Source organism: Shimia sediminis, from assembly GCF_003990645.1.
Classification (GTDB): domain Bacteria; phylum Pseudomonadota; class Alphaproteobacteria; order Rhodobacterales; family Rhodobacteraceae; genus Shimia; species Shimia sediminis.
In genome coordinates this window covers 323,615-339,483 of sequence record NZ_RYZK01000004.1, presented here as the reverse complement: position 1 = coordinate 339,483, position 15,869 = coordinate 323,615, and the positions used below count along the sequence as shown (strand labels likewise).

Below are 15,869 nucleotides of genomic sequence, written 5' to 3'. Positions count from 1 at the left end.
CGGGTTGGTTGAGATTAATTCACCAAATGCGCGAAATATTCGCCATTTTCAACGAAAAAATATGCGCTAAGCTGGGTGGACCCCAAGACTCCCCCCAATCAGGACCTGCTGACATGACACGCACGCATTACTCAACCAACGCGCCGGAAGGATTGGCCGGGGCCGAGTTGGTTTTGACCAATGGCCGGATTTACACCGTGGACCCGGAGCGCCCCTGGGTCGAGGCCGTGGCCATTCGGAGGGGGCGGTTCATGGCCGTGGGCAGCCACGCAGAGATCGCGCCGCTGATCCAGAGCTACACCAAGGTGCATGATTTGCAGGGCGCCTTTGCGATGCCGGGGCTTTATGACATGCACACCCACCCTGATCTGGCGTTGGGGCCGAAGTATTCGGATTACCTGGATGTGGGGCTGGAGACGCCTTCGGCGAGCGAGGTCAAGGCAGCTATCCTGGATTATGCCGAGCGGAATCCCGGTGACGGGTGGATCTTTGGCAAGCATTTCGTGCATTACAACCTGCGCAAGGAAGGCATCGAGCCGGGGCGCGAATGGCTGGACAGCTTTATCCCGGACCGTCCCGTGGCGATCATGGATCGCATGTGGGGCAGCTGTATGGCGAACTCGAAGGCGCTGGAGCTGGCGGGCGTCAGCGCCGAGTCGCAGGACCCCAACAACGGCTATATCGTGCGCGACACCATCACGGGCGAGCCGAACGGCATTCTGGTCGATGGGGCCTATGCGCTGATCATGGCCGCGATGCCGCCACCGCCGACCAAGGCGCTGGTGCGGGCCTATGAAGAGGGCGCGCGGTTCCAGTCATCGCGCGGTGTTGTCGCGACAAAATACGTGCACGTCTGCGAGCAACGGCTTGAGGCGCTGCGGATTGCCGATCTGGCAGGCAATCTGCCGGTGCGGGTCGAGGCGGCGATCAGCTGGCAGGATGACATTTTCCCGGTGCGGCGTCGCTGGGAGCTCTTGGCGGGCGAGCGCCATTACTATCGCTCGGCGCGGATCAACGCCAATGCGGTGAAGTTCCATTTTGACGGCACCTCCGAGCCGCGCACCTCATACCTGCTTTCGCCCTGGCCGAATGAGAAAGACTGGCGCGGGGCGCTGAACCTCACGCCCGAGCATATTGCCGATATGGTGGCGGATATGGACCGCAAGCGTATCCGGGTGATTGCGCATTGCACCGGGGATGGCGCGTCCGATATTTTCCTGGATGCGGTGGCCGAGTGTCGCCGTCGCAATGGTCCGGGCATGCGCCACCAATGCGCGCATTCGACGCTGTTGGACGAGGCCAACCTCGCGCGGTTTGCCGAATTGGACGTGATTGCCGAATTCTCGCCGGTGGGCTGGTACCCGTCGAACTTCACCCTGAACGCGCGGGGCTCGTTCGGGGAACGGCTGGCCGAGGCCTACAATGTGCGCGGTGTGATTGATGCAGGCGGGGTGACGGTCATGGGCACCGACTGGCCCGTGAGCAGCATTGACCCCTGGATCGGCTTTGAAACACTGACCACGCGTCAGAACCCATGGGGCGAGATGGAAGGCAATCTGGGCCATCCGATCACGCTGGAAGAGGCGATCCAAATGATGACCATCAACGGCGCGTGGTCGATGGGCATCGAAGACCAGTCAGGCTCGATCGAAATGGGCAAGACAGCTGATATGATCGTGCTGGATCAGGATCCCTTTGACGGCGATACCAAGGGCCGATTGCACAAGACCGAGGTCAGCCTGACCATGATCGACGGTGAGGTGGTGCATGACCCCAATGGCTGGATGAGCGGCAGCGCGTTTGAGACGCGTTTCACCGCAGAGGCACCGAATTTCCGGCCGGTGGAGCTGTGATGCGCACGCCGGTCACGATTGTCGCCGGGTTTCTCGGGGCGGGGAAAACCACGCTGATCAACCAGATTTTACAGGGCGATCATGGGTTGAATATCACCGTTCTGGTGAATGATTTCGGCGCGGTGAACATCGACGCCGAATTGATTGCCAAACGCCAGCGTGAGGTGATGGAGCTGTCCAACGGCTGTGTGTGTTGCTCGATCCAGGGTGATCTGGTGGTGCAGCTGCAAGAGTTGTTTCACTCGGACAAGCCGCCCGAGTACCTGTTGATCGAAGCCAGCGGTGTATCACAGCCGGGGCGGATTGCGGCGGTCTTTGGCTATCCGCAGCTGCGCACCCATGCGCGATTGGACGCGGTGGTGACGCTGGTGGATGCGGCGAACACCGGCGCGCTGGCTGAAAACAGTGCGGATCTGGTGCAGAGCCAGATCGAGGCCGCGGACCTTATCGTGTTGACCAAGACCGATCTGGCGGATGCGGCAGAGGTTGCCAAGGTGCGCCGCGAGTGGCTTTTGCCGGATCAGCCGGTGTTCGAGGCCATCGACGGCAAGGTGCCGGCAGAGATATTGCTGGATGTGAACCGCGCAAACGAGGCGCGCGCCGTGATGCCCGCGCGCAATCCCGGCCTGAGGTTTACCAGTACAAACTGGTCCTCGGACACGGCGCGGCCCTATGCCCAATACAAGGCGTTGCTCAAGTCCTTGCCCACCTCGGTTTACCGGGCCAAGGGCGTGTTGTTTTGCAGCGATTACCCGGACGAGCGTATCGGCTTTCAAAAGGTTGGTGCGCGCATTGCCTTTGAAAAGCTGGGGCCGTGGCCCGGCCCGCAGCGCACGCAGATTGTCGGGATTGGCGAGGACGCGGGGTTTGATGCGGCGGGGTTTTGTGCCCTGCTGGAGGATGCCTCGCAGATGGGTGTCGAGGCTTGACGGGGGAAGCCGCTTGTAAGCGGCTTGCAAGCGATTTCGAAATCGCTTGGCCCCCTGTGGCGAGGGGCGGGTGCGTCTGAAAACGGCTGTCTTTGCCGCAAATCCCCGCAATCGTCCCGGCGAATGTCGTTTTTCTAACGGTATGGCGTGGTATGCCGTGTAGTCTGCGCCTTCGAACAACCAAGAAGGACGCGGCCGGATGGGAGATTTGTGGGACGGGTTGTCCCAGGCTTTTTTCCTGCTTGTGACGCTGGACGGCGATCTGGTGGAGATCACGCTGCGGTCGCTGCAGGTGACGCTGTCGGCGTTGGTGATCGCCTCGGTGATTGCGCTGCCTCTGGGCGCGCTTCTGGCGGTGCGGCGGTTCCGGCTGCGGCGGGTGACCATCGCGGTGCTGAACGCGCTGATGGGGTTGCCGCCGGTGGTTGTGGGGTTGATCGTTTACATCCTGCTCAGCCGCTCGGGGCCGTTCGGGGTGATGGGATTGCTGTTCACGCCCACCGCCATGATCATCGCGCAGGTGATCATCATCGTGCCGCTGATCGCGTCAATCGCGCATCAGGCGTTGCGCGAGTTGTGGACGGAGTATCATGACCTGCTGATCTCGATGAACACCACCCATGTGCAGCGCATGAAGGCACTGCTGTGGGATGGGCGGCGGGCGCTTTTGACGGCGTCATTGGCCGGGTTTGGGCGGGCGATTGGCGAGGTTGGCGCGATCATGATCGTGGGCGGCAATATCGACCATGCGACGCGGGTGCTGACCACGGCGATTGCGCTGGAGACCTCGAAGGGTGATTTTGCATTGGCTTTGGCGCTGGGGTTCATCCTGATCGGGCTGGCGATTGCGGTGAACTTTGCCATCCACTGGCTGACCCAGACAGAACGGGAGGGGCGCTGGTGAGCAGGATGTTTCCCCTGATCGTCGAAGGTGCCGTGACGCGGCGGCGTGGCAAGGTGCTGGTGGGGCCGGTGGATCTGCGGCTGGAAGCGCGCGGCGTTACGGTGGTGATCGGGCCAAACGGGGCGGGCAAGACCTCGCTCTTGCGGATGCTGCACGGGATTGCGCGGCTGAACGAGGGCAGGGTGCAATGGGCCTGTGACGAGGCCGAGGCGCGCGAGCGGCAGGCGTTTGTGTTCCAGACGCCGGTGATGCTGCGCCGGTCGGTGCGCGAAAATCTGACCTATCCGTTGCGGATCAGCGGTGTCGGGCGCAAGGCGGCAGAGGTTGCGGCCGAGGGCATGGCCGACAAGATCGGTCTGAGCGGGGCTTTGGGCCGCTCGGCGCTGGCGCTGTCGGGGGGCGAGCGGCAGAAACTGGCGTTGGGGCGAGCGCTGATCCGCGAGCCGGAGGTGTTGTTCCTGGATGAGCCCTGTGCGGCGCTGGACGGGCGGGCGATGCGCGAGGTCGAGGCCATTTTGCTGGCCGCCGCCGAGGGCGGCACGCGGCTGATCATGTCGACGCACAACATGGGACAGGCGCGGCGATTGGCCAGCGAGGTGGTGTTCCTGCTGGGTGGTCGTATTCACGAGCGCGGGGCCGCCGAGACGTTTTTTGACAACCCTGAAACCCCGCAGGCGCGTGCGTTTCTTCGAGGAGATATAGTGGAATGAAAACCCTGTGGGTGGCGTTTGCCGCGGTGATGTGGACCGTTCAGGTTCAGGCCGAAGAGATGAAGATGGCGGTGACGACGTCGTTTCACAACTCGGGGCTGTCGGATGTCCTGTTGCCCGCGATCAGGGACGATCTGGGGCTGGAGGTGCAGCTGTTGGTGGTCGGCACGGGTCAGGCGCTGCGGCTGGGCGCGGCGGGTGATGTGGACGCCATTCTGGTGCATTCGAAGACCGCCGAGGAAAAATTCCTGGCCGAGGGCAACGGCACCCATCGGCGCGAGATCATGTACAACGACTTTGTCTTTATCGGGCCAAAGTCTGACATCGCGGCCGTGGGCATTGCCACAAGTGCCAGCGATGCCTTGCAAAAGATTGCGGCCAGCGAGCAGACCTTTGTCAGCCGCGGGGATGACAGTGGCACACACAAGAAAGAGCTGAGCCTGTGGCGGGGTGCCGGGCTGAACGCCGAGACGTTTGGTGATTGGTACCGGGCGGTGGGCGCTGGCATGGGTGCGGCGCTGAACACGGCGGCGGGGATGAATGCCTATGTAATGTCCGACCGCGCAAGCTGGCTGAACTTTGGCAACAAAGGCGATCTGGCGCTGCTTTATGCGGGCGATCCGGTGCTGTTCAATCAATATGCCTATATCCCGGTGAACCCCGAGAAACACGGGCATGTACAGCACGATCTGGCGATGCAGCTGGAAGGCTGGCTGGTGTCTGACCGGGCGAAAGAGTTGATTGACGGCTATCAGATCAACGGCGAGACGCTGTTTGTGTTCAACGCGGTGCAGTGAGGGGTAAGCCGCTTTGAAGCGGCTTACTTAAGCGCCTTCGAAGGCGCTTGGTCCAAGCAAATTCGAATTTGCTTGTTTCAAAGGGTTTCGAAACCCTTTGATCGCTCTGAGCCTTACTCGTTCGGGCGCACGCGGGCGGCGGTCTTGTTGGCAAAGGCTTCCAGTCGCGCGCGGGCCTCGGGTTGGGTGTTGACGATGCCGCCGACAAAGGCCTCGGCATAGGCCGCGTCCATGCCGGACATGTTGTTCATGTGGCTGACGGCGGAGCAGATGGCAAAGTTGGTCAGCGGCAGGTTCTGCGCCACCTTGGCGGCCAGTTCCATCGCCTTGTCCATGCTGGAGCCTTCGACCCGGTATTGTGCGAGGCCGAGATCAACCGCCTCTTGCCCCTGATAGACACGGCCCGTGAGCACCATGTCGATCATGCGGTACTTGCCGATCATGTCAGAGACCCGAATGGTGGCGCCGCCGCCGGTGAAGATGCCACGCTGGCCTTCGGGCAGGGCGAAATAGGTGGTGTCGTCCATCACCCGGACATGGGCCGCGCTGGCGAGTTCCAGACCACCGCCCACCACGGCACCCTTGAGGGCTGCGATGATCGGCACCCCGCCATATTCCATCTTGTTGAACGCTTCGTGCCAGCGCAGGCAGACATGCATGAAGTCATCCGCGCTGCGGTCGGCTTTCCAGTGCTCGACCAGATCGAGGCCGGCGCAGAAGTGGTCGCCTTCTCCAGCCAGCACCACGGCCTTGACCCCGGCCAGACGCGCGCCGCTGAAAAAGCGGATCAGCTCTTCGATGGTGACGACGTCCAGCGCGTTACGCTTTTCCGGACGGTTCAGGGTCACGACATAGAGGCCGTTGTCATGCGCCGTCAGCGCGAGGCGGTCATAGGTGTCAGGGTTCACAACGTCGTTCATGGCCGGATCCTTTGGGCTGTCAACTTTTGGGGCGTTTCGGGGGGGCCGGGTGTTTTCACCGGGCAGAGGCGTCTTTTGTTCGCGGGCACACTGGCAGGATGCCGGGGCAAAGAAAAGCACGACGGGGCGTCGTTTTGGGCCATCGCGGCGCAGGATCGGGACAACCAGCCGAAATGAGGTGTCCTTCAGGGTGGTGCGGGGCAACCATTGCCTGAATTTCCAGCGACTGGCCGCGACGCGGGCCCAGGCGACCGGCCTTTGCCGGGTGAGGCGAAAGCCGGTCGTGTGTTTGTTGGTTTGCCTGTCAGTGCGACATGAACACGGGAACGGGCGAGTCCTTCATCACGTCGGTGGTGACGCCGCCGAACAGGTCATGGCTGAACTTGCTATGTTCGTATGCCCCCATCACGATCAGCTCGCCATTCAGCTCTTTCACGGTTTCCAGAACCGTGTGTCCCACGGATTTCTTGCGTGGGCGCACGGCAAGCTCGGCTGTGATGCCGTGCCGTTCGAGGTTCACCAACAGCCGGTCAATTCCTTCCGGGGCTCTGGAGCCAATCGACAGGATCGTGACCTTGGCCTTGTTTTCAAGGATCGACATGGCGTCGCCCAGGGCGCGCGCGGCCGAGCGTTTGCCGTCCCAGGCCACAACCGCGTGTTTGGCGAGGCCTTCGGTCTTGTAGGCGTTGGGCACGATCAGAACCGGACGCCCGCTGCGCAGGGCCAGTGTGTCAGGGTTGGCGGCGAGGTGGATGTCGCCTGCATCCGAGGTTTGCACCCCGGTCACGATCAGGTCATAGGCGCGCGCGAATTCGCTGAGCACGAGGTGGTTTTCATCTTCCAGTTCGACAAAATCCGACCGGTCGCGGAAGCCTTCGCGCTCGACCTCGAGATAGAAGCGTTCTTCCATCTTTTTGACCCGTTCGGCGTCAGCCTTTCTGATCTGGTCAAGCACGTCATAGGGGAGTTGGCCGCCAAATCGGGTTTGCAGGGTTGGCGCGGCGTGGGGGATCACTCCGGTGAGAAATCCGTCATGATACTTGGCGATCTTGATGGCGTAGCGCAGGCCGCTGAGGCGGGCCTCTTCACCACTGTAAGCGCAGAGGATGTTGCGGGTGGTCATGGGCGTCTCCGATGAGTCGAATGGTTAATTTGTTTCCTATCTACCGGATTGTGTTACAGAGTAAATTGATCTTGGACAAGTTTTGTAACATGAGGGGCCGCCCTGTCCGCATATGAAGGGCAATGCGCCCCGGATCAGCCCCGGGGCGCATTGCGGTGATCAGCTGCGGAAAGAGCGCTCGATCTTGTCCAGTGTCTCCATCGCGCCCAGCACGTCCGCCACGGCGCCATTGGGCTGGCGACCCTCCTGAATGGCCGAGATGAACTCGCGGTCGATCAGTTCGATGCCGTTGTTCGAGACGGCGACATCCGAGAGGTCGATCTGGTTCTCATTGCCGTCGTAGAGGTCATCGTAGCGGGCGATGTAGGTGCCATTGTCGCAGATGTAGCGGAAGAAGGTGCCCAAGGGACCGTCGTTGTTAAAGCTGAGCGACAGGGTGCAGATCGCGCCCGAAGGGACCTTCATGCCGATGGACATGTCCATGGCGATGCCGAGGTCCGGGTGATGCGGCCCTTGCAGGCCAAAGGCTTCGGAACAGGTTTCGCCGGTCTGGTACTGGAACAGGTCCACGGTGTGGCAGGCGTGGTGCCACAACAGGTGATCCGTCCACGAGCGCGGCTCGCCTTTGGCGTTCATGTTGGAGCGGCGGAAGAAGTAGGTCTGCACATCCATTTGCTGGACCTTCAGCTCACCGGCGGCGATCTTGTTGTGGATCCACTGGTGGCTGGGGTTAAAGCGGCGGACCTGACCGGCCATGGCGACCAGACCGGTTTCCTGCTGAACGCGGACGATTTCCTGGCTGTCGGCCAGCGTGTCGGCCATGGGAATTTCGACCAGCACGTGTTTGCCCGCCTTCATGCAGGCAATGGCCTGTTCGGCGTGCAATTGGGTGGGGGTCGACAGGATCACCGCGTCGACATCGTCGCGGGCAATACACTCGTCCAGCGTTGTGCCCGCATGACCCACGCCACGCTCGGCGGCGAAAGCTTCGATCTTGGCCTTGGTGGGGCCCATGACCGAGGTGACGGTGACGCCTTCGATCTGGGCGAGCGCGTCCATGTGTTTCATGCCAAAGGCGCCATAAGCACCCGCTACGCAAATCCGCATGATCTGTCCTCTTACTCGTGATTTTCCAAAATGAGATGTCCCACAGCCGTGTTGGAGGCCGGGACGTGATAGTGGCGGTGAACTTCGGTCACCTTTTCATCAAGCGCGCCGCGCATCACCAGCCACATGACCATTTCGATGCCTTCCGAACCGGTTTCGCGCAGGTATTCAAGATGCGTGATCTGGCTGGCGGCAACGGGGTTTTGCGAGACGTCGTCAAGGAATTGTTTGTCCCATTCGGCATTGATCAGACCGGCGCGTTCAGCCTGGAGCTGGTGGCTCATGCCGCCGGTGCCGAACACCATAACGTTAAGGTCTTCGGGATAGCTGTCGATGGCGCGGCGGATGGCTTTGCCCAGCTGATAGCAGCGATTGCCAGTGGGCGCGGGGTATTGCACCACGTTCACGGCCAGCGGGATCACCAGACAGGGCCATTCGTCGTCCTTGTCAACCTCGCCGAACATCACCGAAAGCGGCACTGTCAGCCCGTGGTCCACATCCATCTGGTTCATGATGGTGAGGTCGAATTCGTCCAGAATGACCGATTGCGCGATGTGGCTGGCAAGCTTCTGGTGACCTTTGACCACGGGCACGGGGCGTGGGCCCCAGCCTTCGTCAGCAGGGGTGAACTCGGCAGCACAGCCGAGTGCAAAAGTCGGAATGCAAGAGGCATCGAACGCCGTGCAGTGGTCGTTGTAGACGAGAAAGATCACGTCGGGTTTGTTGTCTTTCATCCATTGGCGGCTGAACTCAAAACCCTTGAACACGGGCTGCCAATAGGGCTGATCGGTGATCCCGGTGTCCATCGCCACGCCAATGGCGGGCACGTGAGAGACGGCGACGCCTGCGGTTACCTTGGCCATCACTTGTCCTCCCATTCGGATTTGGATCGGTTGCCCTCGATCGAGCGTCCGCCGTGCAGCATCATATCGCGGTATTCTTCGCGGCTGACGCCGGTCATCATTGCCGCGAGGTTCTGAAAGTTGATCCCATCAAAAGCGGCCAGCTTTGACGTGTAGTAGATGTTCCCACCCAGCTCGAGCAGGCGGTTCCAGGCGCGGTCGCGCACCGCCTGTTTCTGGTCTTCGGTCATGGCGAACTTGGCCATGTGGGCCTCGGGGTCGTCCTTCATCGCCTGACGGGACTCGGCCGAGCGCAGCGAAATGCAGAACTGGTTCAGCCAGTATCCCTGTCGCGACCGGTCCGCGTCGAAGACGAAGGTGCCGGGAATGTCTTCATAGTCTTTGTCAGTCATGTCTCTCTCTCCGGGGACCCAAGGACGCGCCGCCCTGCGGGCCGCTGTCTTTGAGGTCGCATCATTTGATGCCGGTCCAGTTCGCTAACTCTGGTGCAAGGCTATCGCGCCTGCGCGGCGAAAGGAAATTGAATGCAGGGGGTGCGTATAAGTTTTACGTATAGGGGGTGGTGCCTGATGTGCGGACAAGGTCCAGGAAGCGGGCCTGTGTGGGGGTGGGTATCCATCCCAGACGCGTGGTGATGCCAATGCTGCGCGCACTGTCCGGGAGGTCGATGTTCAGCGGTACCATCAGCCCCTGTTCCCGCTCGACGGCCATCTGGTGGCGCGACATGATGGTCACATATTCCCCGCGCGCCATCAGGCCCCGGATCAACACCAGCGACGAGGACACTACCCGCACCGGGGTGCTGTCACGCTCGCCTATGCGGACGGTTCGATAGAGGTAAGAGCCAGATGGCGTGGTCTTGGGCGGGGCGATCCAGGGGTATTGCAAGGCGTCGTCAAGGGTTGGGTTGGGCTGGCCAAGCAGCGGGTGACCCGGACCGACGACGATGGCGAGCGGGTCGTCAAACAGCACCTCTTGGACGACATCTTCGGTCGGGGCGGGGTCGCGCAGGGCGCCGATGAGAAAATCCAGTTCGCCATAGCGCAGGCTTTTCAGGAGTTCGAGGTAGGGGCCTTCGACGGTGTGCACCTGAACGCCGCTGTTGTCCTGCATGAGTCGGTGGATCGCGTGGGGCAGGAGAGAGGTGCGAGAGAGCGGCATGGAGCCGACCGAGATGCGGGTGCTGTCCTGCCCGCGCGACAGGGTGATCTCGTCATAGCCCTGTTGCAGTTCGGCGGCAGCGAGCTTGATGCCGCGGGCAAAGGTCTCGGCGGCCTGGGTCAGTTCAATGCCACGGCTGGAGTTGGAAAAGAACGCCACCCCGGCGAGCTTTTCCAGATCGCGGGCGGCCCGGTGTACGGAGGGTTGTGAAATGCCGACGCTGCGGGCGGCGAGGCTGAAGCTGCCGGTTTCCCAGACCGCGATCAGGGCGCGGAGCTGGCTGGCGGATACCCTGTGCACAAGGCCCGCCCCTTGGGCGCGGGACTTGCGCCCGCTGCTGCTGGACGCCAGTTTCGCCCCGGCGTCGAGATGGTCGAACATGCGGCGGACGCGGGTCAGGAAAGCCTGACCCGCAGAGGTGACGAACATGCCTTCGGGGCGGCGGTCAAACAGCGCGAGGTCCAGTTTGCGTTCAAGGCCGCTGATGGCTTGGGTCACGGCCGGCTGGCTCAGGTGTACCTCGGCTGCGGCGGCGCTGACGCTTTGGCGTTCGGCAACCTCCCTGAATGCCCTCAGGTGACGTAAATTGGGAAAATCCACTGTCATTTCAGTAGCTATACCATCGTGTTGTTCGGCATGATCTGCACCATCTATAGCGATATTTTATACGAAATCACAGCGTTTGAAATAGGAGACTCGGGGGGCGTGGGGCTAGACCCTTGAGCGAACAATAATTGCATGACCCCGATCCAACCGATGGAGTTTCTGAATGTCCGACAATAAATCCGCCCTAGTGATCAGCGCCCATGCGGCCGACTTTGTCTGGCGCTGTGGTGGAGCCATCGCGCTGCATCAGGAGCTGGGCTACAACGTCACCGTGGCCTGTCTGTCCTTTGGGGAACGCGGCGAAAGTGCCCGGCTGTGGAAAGAGGGCAAAAGCCTGCAGGAGGTCAAGGACATCCGTCGCGGCGAGGCTGAGAATGCGGCCAAGGCGCTGGGCGTGCACGACATCAAGTTCCTCGACATGGGGGATTATCCGCTGCGCTTCACGGAAGAGTACGAGACCCAGGTGGTGGATATCATCCGCGATGTGCAACCAAAGTTCATGTTCTCGCATTCGAAATGGGACCCCTATAACACCGACCACATGAAGACGACCGAGTTTGCCCTGACCTGTCGCATGATTGCGCAGGCCTGGGGACACAATCCGGGGCAAAAGGTGTTGGGCGCGCCGCAGATGTACCTGTTCGAGCCGCATCAGACCGAGCAGATGGGGTGGAAGCCGAATGTCTTTCTGGACATCACGCCGGTCTGGGAGAAGAAACGCGCGGCGATGGAGTGTAACGAGGGGCAGATCCACCTGTGGGATTTCTATACCCGCGTGGCCCAGCAGCGGGCGAACCACTTCAAGCGGAACTCGGGCGGCATGGCCGGGGGGCGTGATTGCAAATACGCCGAAGGCTTTGAGAGCATCTTTCCGTTCTGCATGGATGAGCTGGTATGACCTATCCGGCGGGAACCACGGGCGTCGTTGTCCAGACCATCGAGCGTGCTGACAGGGCGGTGATCGACGGCTTGGCGGAGTGTGGCGTGGCCACGGTGCACGAGGCGCAGGGGCGTAAGGGGTTGCTCGCGGATTACATGCGGCCGATCTATCCTGGAGCGCGGATCGCCGGATCGGCTGTGACGATCCTCGCGCCGCCCTGCGACAACTGGATGATCCATGTGGCGATCGAGCAGTTGCAGGCGGGGGATGTGTTGCTGTTGGGCACGATCACACCGTCGAATGCCGGGTATTTTGGCGATTTGCTGGCGACCTCGGCCATGGCACGGGGCTGTCGGGGGCTGATCATTGATGGCGGTGTGCGGGACATTCGCGATCTGCAGGACATGGGCTTTCCGGTTTGGTCCAAGGCGGTGTTTGCGCAAGGGACGATCAAGGAAACGCTGGGCTCGGTGAATGTGCCGGTGGTGTGTGCTGAAGAATTGGTGAACCCCGGTGATGTTATCGTGGCGGATGATGACGGTGTTTGCGTGGTACGCCGGGAAGAGGCCGCCGAAGTGTTGGAAAAGGCACGGGCGCGCGAGGCCAATGAGGCCGCCAAACGCGCGCGGTTTGAGGCCGGGGAACTGGGCCTGGATATCTACGGCATGCGGGAACGTCTGGCCGAGAAGGGGTTGAAATACGTCTAAAGGGGTTTCGGATCGCTTTGGCGATCCGACCAAGTTGGGGGCGCTGCCCCCAAACCCCCGGGATATTTTTGGCCAAAAGAAGAAGGGATGTCGGGAATGAGTGACGGGGTGCGTTGCATGTGGATGCGCGGGGGGACGTCGAAGGGCGGGTACTTCCTGGCGGATGATCTGCCCGCGGACCGGGATGCGTTCCTGTTGCGGGTGATGGGATCGCCCGATCTGCGCCAGATTGACGGCATGGGTGGGGCGGATCCTTTGACCTCGAAAGTGGCGGTGGTGACGCGGTCCGAGCGCGAAGGCGTGGATGTGGATTACCTGTTTTTACAGGTGTTCGTGGATCAGCCGATTGTCACGGATGCGCAGAACTGCGGGAATATCCTGGCGGGCGTCGGCCCATTCGCGATTGAGCGCGGGCTGGTTGCGGCGGAGGGCGATGAGACGCCGGTGGCGATTTTCATGGAAAACACCGGGCAGGTGGCTGTGGCGCGCGTGGCGACGCCGGGAGGCGCGGTGCGCTATGACGGCGAGGCGCAGATTGATGGCGTGCCGGGCAGCGCGGCGGCGGTGCCGATTGCGTTCAAGGAGACGGCGGGGTCGTCCTGTGGCGCCCTGTTGCCAACCGGGAATGTGGTGGATGAGGTAGAAGGTGTTGCGGTGACGATGATCGACAACGGCATGCCTTGTGTGGTGATACGCGCCGCTGATCTGGGGCTCGTTGGGGATGAGGCACCAGAGGATTTGGAAGGCAATGTCGCCTTGCGCGAGACATTGGAGGCGATCCGATTGGCCTGTGGGCCGCTGATGAACCTTGGCGATGTCGCCGAGACATCGGTGCCGAAGATGACCATGGTAAGTGCGCCGCGCGACGGTGGGGCAATTGCGACGCGGACGTTTATTCCGCATCGCTGTCACAAGACCATCGGTGTTCTGGGGGCGGTGAGCGTGGCGACGGCCTGTCTGATCGAGGGATCGGTGGCCTATGATTTGGCCGCGCGTGGGCAGGGGGCAGAGCGCAGCCTGTCGATTGAACATCCCACCGGGGAAATGACCGTGGTGGCGACATTGGATGAGGAAGGCACTGTCAGCGAGGCGGCTTTGTTAAGGACCGCGCGTAAGCTGATGGATGGAGAGGTTTTTGCATGAGCGATGATGTGCAGGTGATGGATGCAGACTGGCTGGCGTTTCACCCCAACCCGAAAAAGCCGGAGTTTGTGCTGCCCGAGGGGGCGGTGGATGCCCATTGCCACGTGTTTGGGCCGTCGCCTGAATTTCCCTATGCGCCCGAGCGCAAGTACACGCCGTGCAATGCGGGCAAGGACAAGCTGTTTGAGCTGCGCGATCACCTCGGGTTTTCGCGCAACGTGATCGTGCAGGCGACCTGTCATGGCAAGGACAACCGCGCGATGATGGATGCCTGCCGGGCGGCGGGGGACCTCGCGCGGGGGGTGGCGAGCGTCGGCGCGGAGATCACCCGCGAGGAGCTGGCCGAGATGCATGCGGCCGGGGTGCGGGGGGTCCGGTTCAACTTTGTCAAACGGCTGGTCGATGCGACTCCGCGCGAGGTGTTCATTGAGATTGCCGAGAAGATCCAAGCGTTTGGCTGGTCCATCGTGGTCTATTTCGAGGCGGCGGATCTGGAAGAGTTGAAGCCGTTTCTGAAGCAGCTGCCGGGGATCATCGTGGTTGACCACATGGGACGACCGGATGTCTCGAAAGGCGTGGATCACCCGGATTTTTCCCACTTCATCAAGCTGATGGAGGAAAATGAAAACATCTGGACCAAGGTCACCTGTCCTGAGCGGCTGACCGTTGCGGGAGAACCCTATGACGACGTGATCCCGTTTTACAGGGCCATTGTCGACCGGTTTGAAGACCGCGTCCTGTGGGGCACCGACTGGCCGCATCCGAATATGAAATCGCACATGCCCGACGACGGGGCCTTGGTCGATTACATTCTGAAAATCGCGCGAACGCCCGAGCAGCGCCAGAAGCTGCTCGTGGACAATCCAATGCGTCTTTATTGGGCGTAAGAGAGGAGCAAGCCGATGCATGACATGCCCGGTCACGACTATCATATCGACATACCCGGCACGACGATCTTTGACGGCAAGATGGCCATGAAGGGCTATGCGCTGAACAAGATGTGCTATTCGTTCAACAAGGCGGTGAACCGTGACGCGTTCAAGGAAGATCCCGAGGCCTATATGGCTGAGTACGGGCTGACCGAGGCGCAGAAAGACGCGATCCGGTCGAGCAATATCCTCGCCATGATCGCCGAGGGCGGCAATATCTATTACCTCGCCAAGCTGGCCGGGATTTTCAAGTTGAGCGTTCAGGATGTGGGCGGCTTGCAGACCGGTCGCACCACCGAAGAGTTCAAAGAATACCTGTTGAGCCAGGCGTAAGGAGATCAGGACATGGCAAAGATTCTTGGAGGGATCACAACGTCCCACATTCCCGCCGTTGGCAATGCGATTCAGCAGGAACTTTATGACGATCCCTATTGGAAGCCGTTTTTTGACGGTTACCCAAAGGTGCATCAATGGATCAAGGACAACAAACCCGATTACGTGGTGAATATCTACAACGACCACGGGCTGGGGTTCTTTCTGGACCAGATGCCGACCTTTGCCATTGGGGCGGCGCATGAGTATCGCAATGAAGATGAGGGTTGGGGCCTGCCCGAACTGCCGCCGTTTCCCGGCGCGCCGGAGCTGAGCTGGCATATCATCGAGAGCATGGTGGCGGATGAGTTCGACATTACCTCTTGTCAGGAGCTGCCGGTGGATCATGGGTTTGTGGTGCCGATGCAGCTGTTCTGGCCCGGTGCGCCGAACAATCCGGACATGCCGCGGGCGGTGCCGATTTCGGCCAATACGGTGCAACACCCGATCCCGACGCTGAAACGGGCGCTGAACTTTGGCAAGGCGCTGCGCAAGGCGATTGAGAGTTTCCCCGAGGATGCCAAGGTTGTGGTTCTGGGCACCGGAGGGCTGTCGCACCAGCTGGACGGGGAACGGGCCGGGTTCATCAACAAGGAGTTTGATGAATACTGTCTGAACAACATCGCCCATAACCCGGAAGAGCTGACCAAGATCAGCCGGATGGAGTTGGTTGAAAAGGCGGGTGCGCAAGGCACTGAGTTCCTGATGTGGATGATGATGCGCGGGGCGCTGGGCGACAATGTCACCGAGCTGACGCGGAACTATCACATACCAATCTCGAACACCGGGGCCGGCACGTTGCTGCTGGAATGTGCCTGAGGTTTGCCGGGCATGGTCTGAACGCGCGTAGGTCGGACAAGATTGT

General features: G+C 61.2%; 17 protein-coding genes. 11 read left to right on the top strand and 6 right to left on the bottom strand.

Annotated elements, in window-relative coordinates:
- Window positions 1-113: 113 nt before the first annotated feature.
- The 5 genes from EK369_RS11685 (at window position 114) to EK369_RS11665 (ending at window position 5,193) form a co-directional block, all read left to right on the top strand.
- The gene (locus tag EK369_RS11685; RefSeq protein WP_127114414.1) at window positions 114-1,853 is read left to right on the top strand and encodes an amidohydrolase; all 1,740 of its coding nucleotides are present in this window, start codon (window positions 114-116) and stop codon (window positions 1,851-1,853) included.
- Window positions 1,853-2,782: a CobW family GTP-binding protein gene (locus EK369_RS11680; RefSeq protein WP_127114413.1), complete on the top strand. Its 930-nt coding sequence runs from the start codon at window positions 1,853-1,855 to the stop codon at window positions 2,780-2,782. The genes EK369_RS11685 and EK369_RS11680 overlap by 1 nt, the downstream gene beginning before the upstream one ends.
- A gap of 199 nt (window positions 2,783-2,981) precedes the next feature.
- A complete protein-coding gene (locus EK369_RS11675) occupies window positions 2,982-3,686 on the top strand; it encodes an ABC transporter permease (RefSeq protein ID WP_127114412.1) in 705 nt (234 codons plus the stop codon).
- A gap of 5 nt (window positions 3,687-3,691) precedes the next feature.
- Window positions 3,692-4,396 carry an ATP-binding cassette domain-containing protein gene (locus tag EK369_RS11670; protein WP_127114503.1) on the top strand — a complete coding sequence of 235 codons (705 nt, stop codon included), beginning with the start codon at window positions 3,692-3,694 and terminating at the stop codon, window positions 4,394-4,396.
- Complete coding sequence (locus EK369_RS11665) at window positions 4,393-5,193, top strand: ABC transporter substrate-binding protein (RefSeq protein WP_127114411.1); 801 nt, start codon at window positions 4,393-4,395, stop codon at window positions 5,191-5,193. The genes EK369_RS11670 and EK369_RS11665 overlap by 4 nt, the downstream gene beginning before the upstream one ends.
- Window positions 5,194-5,306: 113 nt before the next feature.
- Here EK369_RS11665 and dmdD read toward each other — a convergent pair whose 3' ends face one another.
- The 6 genes from dmdD to EK369_RS11635 all read right to left on the bottom strand — a co-directional run bounded on the left by dmdD (window position 5,307) and on the right by EK369_RS11635 (window position 10,973).
- Window positions 5,307-6,113 carry a methylthioacryloyl-CoA hydratase gene (dmdD, locus tag EK369_RS11660; RefSeq protein WP_127114410.1) on the bottom strand — a complete coding sequence of 269 codons (807 nt, stop codon included), beginning with the start codon at window positions 6,111-6,113 and terminating at the stop codon, window positions 5,307-5,309.
- A 304-nt stretch (window positions 6,114-6,417) separates the two neighbouring features.
- A complete protein-coding gene (locus EK369_RS11655) occupies window positions 6,418-7,236 on the bottom strand; it encodes a universal stress protein (RefSeq protein WP_127114409.1) in 819 nt (272 codons plus the stop codon).
- Window positions 7,237-7,395: 159 nt separating this feature from the next.
- Entirely contained in the window at window positions 7,396-8,343 is a 948-nt protein-coding gene (locus tag EK369_RS11650; protein ID WP_127114408.1) for a Gfo/Idh/MocA family oxidoreductase, read from the bottom strand.
- 11 nt (window positions 8,344-8,354) lie between these two features.
- Entirely contained in the window at window positions 8,355-9,206 is an 852-nt protein-coding gene (locus EK369_RS11645; RefSeq protein ID WP_127114407.1) for a class III extradiol dioxygenase subunit beta, read from the bottom strand.
- Window positions 9,206-9,598, bottom strand: coding sequence for a protocatechuate 4,5-dioxygenase subunit alpha (ligA, locus tag EK369_RS11640; RefSeq protein ID WP_127114406.1), 393 nt, complete (start codon window positions 9,596-9,598; stop codon window positions 9,206-9,208). The genes EK369_RS11645 and ligA overlap by 1 nt, the downstream gene beginning before the upstream one ends.
- A gap of 154 nt (window positions 9,599-9,752) precedes the next feature.
- A complete protein-coding gene (locus tag EK369_RS11635; protein WP_127114405.1) occupies window positions 9,753-10,973 on the bottom strand; it encodes a LysR family transcriptional regulator in 1,221 nt (406 codons plus the stop codon).
- 163 nt (window positions 10,974-11,136) lie between these two features.
- On the opposite strand from EK369_RS11635, the gene EK369_RS11630 reads away from it, so the two are divergent.
- The 6 genes from EK369_RS11630 to EK369_RS11605 all read left to right on the top strand — a co-directional run bounded on the left by EK369_RS11630 (window position 11,137) and on the right by EK369_RS11605 (window position 15,823).
- Window positions 11,137-11,871, top strand: a complete 735-nt coding sequence (locus EK369_RS11630; protein ID WP_127114404.1) for a PIG-L deacetylase family protein — start codon at window positions 11,137-11,139, stop codon at window positions 11,869-11,871.
- The gene (locus tag EK369_RS11625; RefSeq protein ID WP_127114403.1) at window positions 11,868-12,560 is read left to right on the top strand and encodes a 4-carboxy-4-hydroxy-2-oxoadipate aldolase/oxaloacetate decarboxylase; all 693 of its coding nucleotides are present in this window, start codon (window positions 11,868-11,870) and stop codon (window positions 12,558-12,560) included. Before EK369_RS11630 ends, EK369_RS11625 begins: the two co-directional genes overlap by 4 nt.
- A 96-nt stretch (window positions 12,561-12,656) precedes the next feature.
- Window positions 12,657-13,703, top strand: a complete 1,047-nt coding sequence (locus EK369_RS11620; RefSeq protein ID WP_127114402.1) for a 4-oxalomesaconate tautomerase — start codon at window positions 12,657-12,659, stop codon at window positions 13,701-13,703.
- Window positions 13,700-14,590 carry an amidohydrolase family protein gene (locus EK369_RS11615; protein ID WP_206198079.1) on the top strand — a complete coding sequence of 297 codons (891 nt, stop codon included), beginning with the start codon at window positions 13,700-13,702 and terminating at the stop codon, window positions 14,588-14,590. The genes EK369_RS11620 and EK369_RS11615 overlap by 4 nt, the downstream gene beginning before the upstream one ends.
- A gap of 15 nt (window positions 14,591-14,605) precedes the next feature.
- The gene (locus tag EK369_RS11610; protein WP_127114401.1) at window positions 14,606-14,965 is read left to right on the top strand and encodes a protocatechuate 4,5-dioxygenase subunit alpha; all 360 of its coding nucleotides are present in this window, start codon (window positions 14,606-14,608) and stop codon (window positions 14,963-14,965) included.
- Between the two features lie 12 nt (window positions 14,966-14,977).
- The gene (locus tag EK369_RS11605) at window positions 14,978-15,823 is read left to right on the top strand and encodes a class III extradiol dioxygenase family protein (protein WP_127114400.1); all 846 of its coding nucleotides are present in this window, start codon (window positions 14,978-14,980) and stop codon (window positions 15,821-15,823) included.
- The last annotated feature ends 46 nt before the right edge of the window (window positions 15,824-15,869 follow it).

Bases quoted from the DNA above. Each gene is read 5' to 3' on its own strand.
- EK369_RS11670 (WP_127114503.1), top strand. From the start codon at position 3,692: ATGTTTCCCCTGATCGTCGAAGGTGCCGTGACGCGGCGGCGTGGCAAG.
- EK369_RS11655 (WP_127114409.1), bottom strand. From the start codon at position 7,236: ATGACCACCCGCAACATCCTCTGCGCTTACAGTGGTGAAGAGGCCCGC.
- EK369_RS11635 (WP_127114405.1), bottom strand. From the start codon at position 10,973: ATGACAGTGGATTTTCCCAATTTACGTCACCTGAGGGCATTCAGGGAG.
- EK369_RS11615 (WP_206198079.1), top strand. From the start codon at position 13,700: ATGAGCGATGATGTGCAGGTGATGGATGCAGACTGGCTGGCGTTTCAC.
- EK369_RS11650 (WP_127114408.1), bottom strand. From the start codon at position 8,343: ATGCGGATTTGCGTAGCGGGTGCTTATGGCGCCTTTGGCATGAAACAC.
- EK369_RS11680 (WP_127114413.1), top strand. From the start codon at position 1,853: ATGCGCACGCCGGTCACGATTGTCGCCGGGTTTCTCGGGGCGGGGAAA.
- EK369_RS11605 (WP_127114400.1), top strand. From the start codon at position 14,978: ATGGCAAAGATTCTTGGAGGGATCACAACGTCCCACATTCCCGCCGTT.
- ligA (WP_127114406.1), bottom strand. From the start codon at position 9,598: ATGACTGACAAAGACTATGAAGACATTCCCGGCACCTTCGTCTTCGAC.
- EK369_RS11630 (WP_127114404.1), top strand. From the start codon at position 11,137: ATGTCCGACAATAAATCCGCCCTAGTGATCAGCGCCCATGCGGCCGAC.
- EK369_RS11645 (WP_127114407.1), bottom strand. From the start codon at position 9,206: ATGGCCAAGGTAACCGCAGGCGTCGCCGTCTCTCACGTGCCCGCCATT.
- dmdD (WP_127114410.1), bottom strand. From the start codon at position 6,113: ATGAACGACGTTGTGAACCCTGACACCTATGACCGCCTCGCGCTGACG.
- EK369_RS11610 (WP_127114401.1), top strand. From the start codon at position 14,606: ATGCATGACATGCCCGGTCACGACTATCATATCGACATACCCGGCACG.
- EK369_RS11665 (WP_127114411.1), top strand. From the start codon at position 4,393: ATGAAAACCCTGTGGGTGGCGTTTGCCGCGGTGATGTGGACCGTTCAG.
- EK369_RS11675 (WP_127114412.1), top strand. From the start codon at position 2,982: ATGGGAGATTTGTGGGACGGGTTGTCCCAGGCTTTTTTCCTGCTTGTG.
- EK369_RS11620 (WP_127114402.1), top strand. From the start codon at position 12,657: ATGAGTGACGGGGTGCGTTGCATGTGGATGCGCGGGGGGACGTCGAAG.
- EK369_RS11685 (WP_127114414.1), top strand. From the start codon at position 114: ATGACACGCACGCATTACTCAACCAACGCGCCGGAAGGATTGGCCGGG.
- EK369_RS11625 (WP_127114403.1), top strand. From the start codon at position 11,868: ATGACCTATCCGGCGGGAACCACGGGCGTCGTTGTCCAGACCATCGAG.